Origin of the sequence: Streptomyces sp. CBMA123 (assembly GCF_014596465.1) — a bacterium.
Taxonomy (GTDB): Bacteria; Actinomycetota; Actinomycetes; order Streptomycetales; family Streptomycetaceae; genus Kitasatospora.
In genome coordinates this window covers 1-11,003 of sequence record NZ_MECK01000224.1, presented here as the reverse complement: position 1 = coordinate 11,003, position 11,003 = coordinate 1, and the positions used below count along the sequence as shown (strand labels likewise).

Below are 11,003 nucleotides of genomic sequence, written 5' to 3'. Positions count from 1 at the left end.
GAAAAAGGCGCCGCCGGACGCGTACAGGGTGCGGGAACAGGGTGCGGGAAAACGAGGCGGGGGGCGGGGCCTGGCGGCCCCTCAGAGAGGCTGCGGGAGGCGTCGCCTGCGGCGCCGGCTGTCAGCAGTGCTCTTCCAGGTAGAGCATGCGGCGGTCGGCATCCGCACGGAACTCGTGTGCGAGGTAGCGTCCTGTCGTCCGGCTTCCGCCGGGCCCCTTGTAGTCGTCCTTGACCTTGTCCCAGAGCGTCGGGCGCTCGCCATCGGCGACGGGCCGGGGGCGAGTCCCGCCGTTCTCTCCGAGTACGACGATCGAGGCGCGGTCCTTCATCAGTCGACGTACAGCGCGGAGATCGACTCGCTTCCTCCGGAGCTGCCACGCGGTGCCGGCGTCGTCCAGCAGCTGCACGGGCGCTTCGAGTCGATCCGGGTTCATGGGGAAGGCCTGCATAGTGCGAGTATTCGACATCGCAGCGGGCGGGGTCATCCTGGTTTGCGCGGAACCGCGGTCAGCGGCGGTTTCAGCGAGTGTCACCGGAGGCCGCAGTCAGACTCCGGTGAGACAGACCCCTGCCCGTCAAACCCCGCTGAGACTGGTGAAACCTCGCTGCGATGGGTCACAGGGGCAGGGCAGGACACAGGAGCAGAGCCCTCCAGGCCGGTCCCGTCACCAGGACGAACAGCACCCCCATGATCAACCCCCGCAGGCAATACAGCTCCCGCGCAGGCCCACGACCCCGGGGCGGCGGCGGGGCCGGCCAGCGGCCGAGCAGCGTGGCCAGGGCACACGGCAGCCTCCCCCGCCGGGTCCAGCGCGGGGGAGGCTGTCGTCGGCCTCAGCACGGGAAGCTGTCACATGGTGCTGTCGTACCCAGGCCCCACACGGGGATCCAGCCCATCCCCGCAGATCACAGCACGCGACAGCGCCGCTCGCGACAGCAGGACGTGACAGGCCACGCGACCCGCCACGCCGGTCGTAGCCGGCACCGACCCCGGCAGCCGGGGGGGCAGCAGCGACCGAGACGGCCGGGGCGGGGCGCAGCAGCCACGGGGGACAACGGGCTCCTGGTCGACGTCGGCGGCCGGGACAGCGACGCGGGCGGGGATGGCGGGCAATACGGTGACTGATCGAACCGCCACCCCACGGAGGAGACACCGCCTTGGTCCACCCGGCCATCACCCGCCTCTCGGCCCTGCTCGGGGAGCCCCGCACCCCGGGCGACACCATCGACTGGGACGGACTCGCACAGACCACGGGCCTGCGCCTGCCCGCCGACTACCGCGACTTCGTCACGCTCTACGGCGGCGGCGAGGTGGACGAGTACCTCGGCATCAGCACGCCGCCGGTGGACGGCTCCCCGTACGGCGACCTCGTCGACGGACTGGACTTCGACCCGAGGGAGGAGCCGACGGCCCTCACTGGCACCGCCCCGGAGGACCTGGAGGAGAGGAGGCTTCTCCCCTTCGCGAAGAGCTCCAACGGCGACGTGGTCTTCTGGCTCTGCGACACCCGGGACCCGGACAGCTGGGACGTCGTCGTCTTCAAGCGCCAGCCCCTCTACGGGGAGGAACGCTGGGTCCGCTTCGATGCGGGCTTCGGCGGCTTCCTCCTCGGCACCCTCGGCGGCACGCTGCCGAACCCGTTCAGCGACAGCGGCTTCGCCGAACCCCCGCATACCTACCGCAACTGGCGCCAGCCGCTGTGACTCGCACGGCGTTCACGCGCGGCTGCCAGCGCAGGTCGGCCGGTCGTCGGACACAGGGTGGTTCTCCGATCCGAACACCGGCCCTCCAACGGTATTTCTGACATGGATTGATGAGATTGCACGGCTGCGATTCCTCTCCTCCTTTTTTCTCGAGTTCTCCGGTCGGCTATTTTCGGTATTCTGGCCGGCTCGGTGGACAGGCCGGGGCCCCGGCGAGGTCTCAGCCAGCCGTATGCACCCACAGTTACCATCCGGCGCAGCGTCGCCGCCCGCCCGGTCTCACGCGACGGTCAGGGCAAGTGGTCCAGACAAATCGGTGATCAAGGCCATTTTGCGTTCTCGATCAGAAGCAGGTCATGCCCCCGCAGGAGGCCTACGCGCTGCGGTTGGGGAGCTCGCCGGCGGGCCGGTGTCGGCCACGCGAGAGCTACCGTGCCCGTTCGGCGCATGGGCGGCACGCTCCGGTGTTCTGACGGCCTGGACCGCGCCGGTCGGCCCGGGACGCCTGCGCTGCCACGGCTCGACCGTCACGGTGGCGCCGGCGGCGCGCAATCGGTCGGCCTGCCGATGCGCGGCCCGTTCCTCAACACACTCGAAGAGCAGCACGGGCGGCGGGCCGGTCACGGCCTGCTTGGCGCGCCAGAGCCCGGCGCCCGTCTCCGCACGGAGGATCTTCGCGACCTCCAGCAGTCTCGGGCCGGCCTCGTGGAGCACCACGTTCTGCGGGACGTCGTCGCAGACGAGCGTGACGTACCGGACCTGCTCGGCCATCTTGCCCTCCCGGCCGTCCTCGTACCAGAGACCCGCTCGCGCCGGGCCGTCACGAAGGCGGGCTTGCGCCTTGTCGCCTGCGGGCCGCGGGTACGCGAGCACCGCCGCCCAGGAGCATAGGCTCCCACTCCCGCGGACATCGGATCACGCGCGGGGACGGTTCGGCGAACGGTTTACCGCGTTGTCCCCGCCCCCGCCGTCGGCTTCGGCCGGGCGGGGCATGCCGGTCGACTGGCTCGAAGGTAACCGCGCCTTCCCCGACGCTCCGGCGGTGGAAGGCTGCCCCGACTGCTGACACGTCCTGAGCTTTCACGGAACTCGCGCCAGAGCCCCCGGGGTACCGCTTGGCTCCTGCTCTACGTCAACCGGTACCCTCAATCGATCAAACGTTCTGTCAGCCAATCGTTAAAAGAAGAAGCATGCGCTTCGACCCCCGCGTCGAGCTCGTCCTCCTGTCCGCCGGCTGGGTCCCCGATCGCTGGTCCGGCCTGGCACTGGCCAAGGCGGCCGCGGAATTCGAATCCTCTGGTGACGCACTCCCCGGGTACGCGTTGAAGTTCTTCGCCGAGTTCGCCGGTCTCTCGCTCCGGTTCCCGAACCCGCGTGATCCGCATCGCCTCACCGGTGTGAACTTCGGCTGCGGCACCAGTGGCCTGCACCCCGGCTCCCTCTCCAGCTTCTGCCGCGAAGCCGGTGAGGACCTCTGCGTCGTCGGGCTGGGCCGGTCGGGCAGCACCGGGTTCTACCTGCTCGGCGCATCCGGCGCGTTCTACTCCGCGTGGGAGGACATCCACTTCCTCGGCCGGGACTTCGCCGAGGGGGTGCTCCGCATGGTGACGGTCAGATATCCCGGCCGTCCCCTGTCAGGGTCCGCAGCCCGGCCTCGCCTCCCGGTCACCCCGCCGCGCCCGTCGAGGCTCCACCGCCTACCGGCCCGTCGCCGGTGGAGTGCTCGTCCTCGACTGACTTCGGACGCAACAACTCTGGGCGAACCCGTTCACGTGCGAATATCCGTGACTGGAGGCGAGGCCACCGCGGAGGCCGAATCACTCGCCGATGAGCTTCGGGCCCATCCGGCGATGCTCGACGTGCGCCTCACCAGCCGGACCCCGGGCCCTGAGGAACAGATACCGGTACAGAACTCCATCTCCGTGGTAGTAGGCGAAGTCGGCGGCATCTCGGCCCTGGCCCGGGCCTTGAACTTCTGGCTCCGCGGACCGCGACCCCGTGCAGTCCGACTGACGGTCCACCGTGCCGGGACGATGCCGGTGGAGATCAACCCCCGCAAGGCCTGGGAGGAGGACATCGAGCTGTTGTTGTGCAGCCGAACTGACAGCGCGAAGTCCGACTGAGCCGGAGGGTCTCGACCATTCACCCGTGGTCGGAGGCGGGCCGCAGCGGCTGCACCGTCGTCACATCCAACGGTCCGACCCGCAAAGCCACCCTCAGACCCCGCGCATACAGGGCTCTCAATAGAACTGCGGAAAACCCCACTACGTCTCATGCCATCTGGCACTTCTCAACCAACCAGACAAACACGCAGGCCACACAGCCCGAATGTCCAGCCGCCGACACCAGCAGAACCGGCAGCTACACCCGAACACGAGCCCAGCCTCACCCAGTAGTTCTCAACCAACCTGCAAAACCCCAGCCCAAAAACAAGATCAACCAGCGATTCACCGACCTGCCACAACAACCAACAGGTCACACTTGGCGGTGGAGGATGAGCTACTTCTCTCCATGGCTCGCCCGCGCGGCCCGGCGTCGGGCATCCGCCGCTTCCGCGCGGGCCTGCTTCGCTGCGCGCTCGGCAAGGCGCACGAGGCAGAACTCCTGCTCCGTGCGGTGGTTCACCGCCTCGCGTAGCTTGCGGCCGGCAGGCCAGCGGGAGCCGCGGGCGTGCCGGCGTACGGCCCTGGCGGGAACGTCCATGAGGGCCGCGAGCAGGCGGATCGCCCGCCGGGTAGTCTCGTCCGGGCTGAACCGGTAGTCCATGCTCAGCGGGCCGTCGGCGTACCGCTCCAGCAGCGCCAGGAGCCGTGTCTGGACGATACGCAGTTCTGCCACCGGGCAGTTGCCCCAGCTGTCGGCGGCGTGGGCCTGGCAGGGCGCTGCGGCGGTTCAGCGACGTCGCCCTGGCCGGGGTTGTCGTCGGACATGGCGCGGCTCTGACGCTGGCGCGCTGCCACCGAAGCTACGTGGGACGACGCAGATAGCGACAGATCACCCCAGGAGCGATCATGGACAAGCCTGTCGTGGGATTGGCGGCAGCGATCGAAGCCCTTCGCGCCGAGTTGACCGCTGCCCTGGACAAGGGCCAGGACAAGCCAATGCAGTTCCGGCTGGAGCCGATCGAGCTGACGGTGCAGGCATCGGTGACCAAAGACGGCGGCGGCAAGATCGGGTGGTCTGTTCTTGGTATCGGGGCCTCCGCAGAGGCCGCGAACACGCAGACCCTGACACTACGCCTAGCGCCTATGTGGAAGACCCCCGAAGGCACGCTGACCACCGACTTCACAATTACCTCAATCACGGCTGGCGGGGACACCTTCGGCCCTCCGCCCAAGCCCGAGCCGAACAGTGAAATAGACCAGACCCGCACCGGCGAGTGACGTCGAATGCGAGGTGCGGATCCGATGATCTCGGCCGACACCGGTATTCCCCGGGCCCGGATAGTGGCGGTCGTCGCGGCGCTGCCCGGTGGACTGGAGCAGGTCGGCTCCGGCTATCTACTCGACGGCCAGCGGGTACTGACCGCAGCACACTGCACGCATGACAAGAAGACCGGAGCGGGCTCGCAGAAGCTGCGGGTCGTCCGGGCCAGTGACGGCGCATCGGCCGAGGTAAGCCTGGTCAACGGGGTCGTCGCGGCGCCGTCGCTGGACGTGGCGGTACTACGCCTCACGAACGCACCGTGGAGGGCCGACCTTCCGGCCCTGGTGTTCGCCCGGGTTGACCGGACCCGCAGTGGTGCTCTGCGCGATTGCGCCGCGATCGGCTACCCACTGTTCCAACGCGACCCCGCCAAGAGGAGCCGGCACACCGCCGAACTGCACGGCACCATCAACCAGACCGATGAGGCCGAATCGGGACGGCTCCTGATGCGCGAGCCACTGATGACCTCGGTCGGAGAAACAGACCCAGCCGCCAACGCCGAGGCCGATCGGGGGAAAAGGTCGCCATGGGGTGGGTTGTCGGGCGCCCTCGTCTTCCACGCCGACCGGGCCATCGGAGTGATCACCGAGCACCACCCGCGGCAGGGGGACGCTGCAGTGCAACTGATGGCCTTCGACACCATCCGCAAGCGCGCCGCCACCGACAACGCCGCACAGCAGGTTTGCGACGAGCTCAAGCTCCCCCCGGTCGAGCAGTTGGTCTGGACGACTGCGGAGCCGATGGAACCGCTCGTCGGGCTCGTCGATGTCATCGACCACACCAGCGGCGACCTCCCCCGCGTCCGCAAACTGGACCCCTACCGGCTCGGGACGACCCCGTCCGACTATGGCAACCGCAACAACTACGGCGACCACGACCCCTACGTACCCCGCACCCACCACGACATCGACACCCGGCTGAGGGCCGCTCTGCAGCCCTCCCGGATGGTGCTCCTGGTCGGCCCGTCCAAGGTCGGAAAGACCCGCACCGCCTTCGAGGCCGTCCGTACCGGCTGGGAAGACGCCCACCTCGCCGCCCCCACCCCCAGGCACTGGCCAAACTCGCATCCCATCCACGACTGCGCAGCAGCAGCGACCCGCTGGTGGTATGGCTCGACGACCTCGACCGGTTCCTCACCACCGCCGAGCCGCTAACCCCCGCAGTATTGAACCTGTTCTTTGCCCGCGACGGACGCACTGTCGTGGTGGCCACGCTTCGGCGAGAGGCCCGCAACCGGCTCCGGGCAGCCACCGGCGAACTCACCCGCGACTCTCGGCACTTACTGGAAGCTGCCACCACCGCCGAGCTGGGCAGCACTGCAGAAGACCCCGACGAGCAATCCGCGGCACAAGCCGCCTACCCCGACCGGCCCCTCGAGGACGCAGGCCTGGCCGAACGCCTCGGCTACGCCCCGGAGCTTCTGTCGATCTACCAAGACAGCAAAAAACATGGGACCCGACGAGGACCTCGCCTACGACATCTACCACGACCGGTAACGGATGCGGGCCTGAGGCCCTACATTCCTGTGATGGAAGAGAACAAGCTTGCCGGGGTCCTCCACTCAGTGGCCAAGCGGATGCGGGCTGACTTCGAACAGAGCCGAGGGTTCAAGCACAACGCGAGCGCGGGCGGCAGCCGCGAGCTCATCGCCCACGGCTTCGTCGACCGGCAGCTGCCCGGCCACATCAAGGCGATCTGCGGCGCCGAGATCGCCACGGCCGCGGGCGATGTCTCACCTCAGTGCGACATCCTCCTTGCCGACCGCAGCACGCCACCGCTCACGCACCTGGAGGGCTACCAGGTCGTTCCCAATGAGTGCGTCTACGGCGTCATCGAGGTGAAGACCACTCTGGACGGCAACGAACTCGCCGACGCCTGCGAGAAGATCCGCAAGGTCAAGGCCATGCCGAAGACGGCCTACTTCCCCTACCCCACCTCGGGCTTTCCTCCGCACATACGGCGCTACGGCAAGATCTACCCCTACATGCCCACCGTCGGCATGATCTTCGCCTTCGACAGCATCAACCTCGACACCCTCGGTGATCACTTCCACAAGTGGTGCGCAGGTCGAGAGCCGCACGAGCGCCCCGACAGCGTCTGGGTCCTGGGCAAGGGCTCCCTCATCTGGGCGGACCCGGTCAACGGACTCATCAACGTGACGCCCGAGCAGGGTTCGTCCCTGCTGGCCTCGGACCCGCCTCCAAACGGAGACATCCTGCTGTCGCTTGCCCTGAACCTCAACGCGCTTCTCGCCGGCGCCTGGATACCGCCACTGCGGCTTCTCGACTACGCACGCCAACATCCACTCGGGGTGAACAGGCGGACCTGGACGGATGCTTGACCGGCCCAGGCGGAGAGCGAGGACACCACCGGCCCGAATGAAGAGAAGATCAGCTGACTGCGGGGCTGCGGCGCTCGACGAGGACGGCGTCGCGCCACATGCCGTGGTGGGGGCCGATGCGCTCACGGGTTCCGATGATCCGAACTTCCTGCGTGCCGAGCTCGGCACGGTGCGGCTCGGCCGCAAGCGAACGGACCCGGTCCGGTGGCGGATCGAGCTGATGGCGGAGCTGTGCGACCGCGAGACTTTCCAGGCCGTCATGTCCTGGCTCGCCTCCGGCAAGCGCCAGTCGCAGAACACCCGCCGGGCGTACTGCGACGACATCCGGTTCTGGGCCGCCTTCGCCGCCGAGCTCGGCGTTGCCCCCTTCTCCCTGGGCTGCCTGCGCTACGAGGACGTCACCGCCTGGCGGCTGCTGCAGGAGGCCCGCGGCGGCTCCGACCGCTCGGTGGCCGGCTGGCTCTCCTCCCTGTCCTCGCTGCACGCCTACGCCGCCCGGCGTGGCATCGCCTGCGTCAACCCGGTCGACTCCGAGGACCACCGGCCCACCATCGCCCGGCGCGACACCTCCACCGCCAACCCCGTCCTCGAGGTCGACGAGCTGCAGGCCGTGGTGGAGGCCAGCGACGACGAGCGCGACGCCCTGGTCGTCACCCAGCTCTACACCCTCAGCTCTACACCCTGGCCGGCCGGGTCACCGAGATGTGCACCCTGAACGTCGACAAGCGGATCGTGCGCGGCCGCCGCGCCTTCCTCGACCTCAACCGCAAGGGCTCCAAGGACCGACTGCTGCCGCTGTCCCCGACCGTCGACGAGCTCCTGGAGCTCCACGTCCGCGACCGCACCGCCGGCCCGCTGCTGCTCGACGCATCCGGTCAACGCCTTGACCGGCACGACGTCGACCGGATGCTCACCCGGCTCGGCAAGCGCGCCGGCGTCCTGCCCGGCCGCGACCTCACCCCGCACGTCCTGCGCGCGAGCCGGATCACGCACATGATCGACGCGAAGGAGCCGCTCGCGGAGATCCAGGCCTTCGCCGACCACGCCGACCCGGCCACCACGATCGGCTACTTCACCCGCCGCAATGCCGGCGAACGCAACGCCCGCCTCGTCGACGACACCGAAGCCCTGTTCACGCAGATCACCGCCCGCTGGACCCGGCACTGAACGTCTGTTGGACCGTCCAACAGACCTTCAGCACACCGGTACACGGCTCAACCCGCACCCAAGCGAACCGGACGACGAACGGCTCAACGCGGCGCTGGGCGGCCTCAATCTCGACGAGGCCACGGCCGGGACCGGACTGCCGGAGGCGTACGGCGAGCGGGCGCGCCGCAAGCTCACGCGCCTCGGTGCCCGACACACCGAGCGCGCCATCGCCGTCACGAGGCACTGGGACGAGGCTTGCGGCGCTCGGTTGAGGGGAGGCCCACCTCATCCACCACTTGGCGGCTGCCAGTTGGCGTAGTAGTAGAGGGCGAGGTCGTCTGGGTGGTGGACGCGTTCCTCGGTGCCGCCGATCTCCTTGAGGATGAGGTGGGTCTTGTCGAGCGGGTGCTGGGTGAGGAGCCAGGGGTTGTTCTCGCTCTCCTGCCAGACCCGGGCCCACACCTTGTCTCCGACGCGGACTTCGCCGCCGTCCTTCGTGCGGAATTTCGATGCCATGGACCGTACGTACCCTCATTCCACGCACCCGGACCGCCGGGCCTGCTGCCATCAGATCACCGCCCGCTGGATCCAACACTGAAGGTCTGTTGGACCCGACACGTCCAACAGACCTTCAGCACACCGGTACACGGCTCAACCCGGATTGTCTGCCCGGTCCGAACGCCACCGCCGTCCCGAGTGCATCCGGGACGGCACTGCGGCAGTGGGTCAGCCCTGCTCGGCGATGATCTTGTCTGCGATCTTGTTATCCCGCTCGCGGTGCAGGGCCGAGAGGAAGGGGTTGGTCTCCACCCGGCGCCAGCGCGCCCCGTCGTAGCCGGGGTGCTCGGCCCACTTGCTGGGCAGTCGACACCAGCTGCCCCCAGGCACGTCGGATGGCGTGCAGGTTCTCCAGCCCGGCGAACTCGTCGTCGTCCGGCGTGGCGGTTCGGGCGTCCCGCATCGCGATGTGTGAGTTGGCAGCGTCCACCACGTCGTCAACGAGGGCGTGCAGGGCGAAGTGCGAGGCGGTTCGCCGGAGTGCCGGCGGGGGCGTTCCGCAGCTCGGCGCCGAGGACGGCCTTCAGCCAGCCGGACAGCTCTGCGACGTCGGCCTGGGTGAGGTCGGCGGCGTACCGCTCGCTGGCGGGCGCGGTGGCGTTGCGGACGGACGGCGCTGGTCGCGTGGCGGCCGCCGGAACCGGCGACCGCCGGGAGCGCCGGAGATCAGAAGTGGTGGGTGGTGTCCCGCTCGGCCGCTTCGATCTGGTTGATCCGGCGCTGCAGCGCGTCGGCCTGGGCACGGGTCTTGCGCGCCGCGTCGTGCTGGCCCGCGCGGTCCAGTCGGTCGGCCTTCTGACGCAGTTCGGCGACCTGCTGGCGCATCTTGTTGAGGTCGACCTTGATCGAGGCGGCAGCCGCTGGCTGGGCGGAGGCGACCTGGGCAACCGTCGCCAGGGCGCCGCCGGCCAAGGCTGCAGTCAGGACGAGGGCGGTCATGCGTCGACGCATGGGTGACTCCTTACGGTATTACACGGATCACTGACTGGACATCATCCGATTACCAGTCAGTAACCATGATGGCACGATCTTGTGCCGCCCCTGCGCCCGAACCGTCCTACCCTGCGCACCGCTACAACCCACCCTTCCCCCCTCCACATCGCTCCGCTCCGGCACCCGTGAGGGCCTGGCCGCCGCCCGCGCCCGCGGCAGGCCCAGCGGGCGACCCACCGTGGTCAACGCGGACATCATCCGGGCCGCCCGCGACATGCCCCCCAACCCCGAGCACTCGATCACCTAGATCGCCAAGCTGCTCGGGGTCAGCCCCGGCACCCTCTACAACCACACCCCCGACCTCCAGGGACTGCGTGCGGGCACCGTCCCCCACCAGCTCGAAGCGCCCGCGGAGTAGGCGTTCCCGAGCAAGATCAACCCGGCCCGGGGCGACGATCAAGTCCGTCGCCGCGGACCGCGGCCGTCGCCGACGACGCCGCCGAGCACGTCACCTTCGCGCCGTTGTCCCCCGCCACGATCACCCCGAGTCGCCCTGCGGGTTCGCCACCGCTGGGCCGCCGCTGTCGCCCTGCGCCCCGACACTGCCGATAGCAGGGAAACACCACGAGGGCCTGTGCCCGCACGAACGTGCGGGCACAGGCCCTCGTGGTCACCTCGGTGGCCCCTGTCCGACCCCGAGGCACGGGGGAGGAGACGAATGTGGTCGGCTCAGTACCAGTGGTGGTTCTGCCAGAAGTTCCAGGCGGCGTTCGGGCTGCCGTAGCGGGTGTTCATGTAGTCCAGCGTCCACTTGATCTGGGTGGCCGGGTTGGTCTTCCAGTCCGCGCCCGCCGAGGCCATCTTCGAGGCCGGCAGCGCCTGGCCCAGAC

General features: G+C 69.0%; 13 protein-coding genes and 2 pseudogenes. 7 read left to right on the top strand and 8 right to left on the bottom strand.

The annotated features are described in order from the left end of the window. Window positions 1–121: 121 nt before the first annotated feature. A complete protein-coding gene (locus BG452_RS24025; RefSeq protein WP_188306438.1) occupies window positions 122–451 on the bottom strand; it encodes a hypothetical protein in 330 nt (109 codons plus the stop codon). A gap of 709 nt (window positions 452–1,160) precedes the next feature. Between BG452_RS24025 and BG452_RS24020 the strand changes: the two genes are divergently transcribed. Beyond that, window positions 1,161–1,706, top strand: a complete 546-nt coding sequence (locus BG452_RS24020; RefSeq protein ID WP_188306437.1) for an SMI1/KNR4 family protein — start codon at window positions 1,161–1,163, stop codon at window positions 1,704–1,706. A gap of 354 nt (window positions 1,707–2,060) precedes the next feature. Here the strand turns inward: BG452_RS24020 and BG452_RS24015 are convergent, their stop codons facing one another. Next, window positions 2,061–2,477, bottom strand: a complete 417-nt coding sequence (locus BG452_RS24015; RefSeq protein WP_188306436.1) for a ribosomal protein L7/L12 — start codon at window positions 2,475–2,477, stop codon at window positions 2,061–2,063. A 419-nt stretch (window positions 2,478–2,896) separates the two neighbouring features. Between BG452_RS24015 and BG452_RS24010 the strand changes: the two genes are divergently transcribed. Continuing rightward, entirely contained in the window at window positions 2,897–3,829 is a 933-nt protein-coding gene (locus tag BG452_RS24010; RefSeq protein ID WP_188306435.1) for an effector-associated constant component EACC1, read from the top strand. Window positions 3,830–4,205: 376 nt separating this feature from the next. Here the strand turns inward: BG452_RS24010 and BG452_RS24005 are convergent, their stop codons facing one another. Further along, window positions 4,206–4,544 carry a hypothetical protein gene (locus BG452_RS24005; protein ID WP_188306434.1) on the bottom strand — a complete coding sequence of 113 codons (339 nt, stop codon included), beginning with the start codon at window positions 4,542–4,544 and terminating at the stop codon, window positions 4,206–4,208. 173 nt (window positions 4,545–4,717) lie between these two features. On the opposite strand from BG452_RS24005, the gene BG452_RS24000 reads away from it, so the two are divergent. From BG452_RS24000 to BG452_RS23990, 3 genes are read left to right on the top strand one after another with little or no spacing between them, the layout of a single operon-like run. Further along, window positions 4,718–5,089: a trypco2 family protein gene (locus BG452_RS24000; RefSeq protein ID WP_188306433.1), complete on the top strand. Its 372-nt coding sequence runs from the start codon at window positions 4,718–4,720 to the stop codon at window positions 5,087–5,089. A gap of 24 nt (window positions 5,090–5,113) precedes the next feature. Then, window positions 5,114–6,286, top strand: a complete 1,173-nt coding sequence (locus BG452_RS23995; protein WP_188306432.1) for a trypsin-like serine peptidase — start codon at window positions 5,114–5,116, stop codon at window positions 6,284–6,286. Further along, the gene (locus BG452_RS23990; protein WP_188306431.1) at window positions 6,235–7,473 is read left to right on the top strand and encodes a DUF6602 domain-containing protein; all 1,239 of its coding nucleotides are present in this window, start codon (window positions 6,235–6,237) and stop codon (window positions 7,471–7,473) included. Before BG452_RS23995 ends, BG452_RS23990 begins: the two co-directional genes overlap by 52 nt. A gap of 49 nt (window positions 7,474–7,522) precedes the next feature. Here BG452_RS23990 and BG452_RS45905 read toward each other — a convergent pair. Beyond that, window positions 7,523–7,615, bottom strand: a pseudogene (locus BG452_RS45905) (N-acetyltransferase); the annotation flags it as partial. A 78-nt stretch (window positions 7,616–7,693) separates the two neighbouring features. Between BG452_RS45905 and BG452_RS23985 the strand changes: the two are divergent. Beyond that, window positions 7,694–8,188, top strand: a complete 495-nt coding sequence (locus BG452_RS23985; RefSeq protein WP_317621201.1) for a site-specific integrase — start codon at window positions 7,694–7,696, stop codon at window positions 8,186–8,188. Further along, complete coding sequence (locus tag BG452_RS23980) at window positions 8,176–8,640, top strand: tyrosine-type recombinase/integrase (RefSeq protein WP_188306429.1); 465 nt, start codon at window positions 8,176–8,178, stop codon at window positions 8,638–8,640. Before BG452_RS23985 ends, BG452_RS23980 begins: the two co-directional genes overlap by 13 nt. A gap of 267 nt (window positions 8,641–8,907) precedes the next feature. Here BG452_RS23980 and BG452_RS23975 read toward each other — a convergent pair whose 3' ends face one another. From BG452_RS23975 to BG452_RS23960, 4 genes and pseudogenes are all read right to left on the bottom strand, one after another. Beyond that, the gene (locus BG452_RS23975; protein ID WP_188306428.1) at window positions 8,908–9,138 is read right to left on the bottom strand and encodes a hypothetical protein; all 231 of its coding nucleotides are present in this window, start codon (window positions 9,136–9,138) and stop codon (window positions 8,908–8,910) included. A gap of 210 nt (window positions 9,139–9,348) precedes the next feature. Next, complete coding sequence (locus BG452_RS23970; protein WP_188306427.1) at window positions 9,349–9,510, bottom strand: hypothetical protein; 162 nt, start codon at window positions 9,508–9,510, stop codon at window positions 9,349–9,351. A 336-nt stretch (window positions 9,511–9,846) separates the two neighbouring features. Next, the gene (locus BG452_RS23965; protein ID WP_046385941.1) at window positions 9,847–10,131 is read right to left on the bottom strand and encodes a hypothetical protein; all 285 of its coding nucleotides are present in this window, start codon (window positions 10,129–10,131) and stop codon (window positions 9,847–9,849) included. A gap of 711 nt (window positions 10,132–10,842) precedes the next feature. Beyond that, window positions 10,843–11,003, bottom strand: a pseudogene (locus tag BG452_RS23960) (lytic transglycosylase domain-containing protein); the annotation flags it as partial.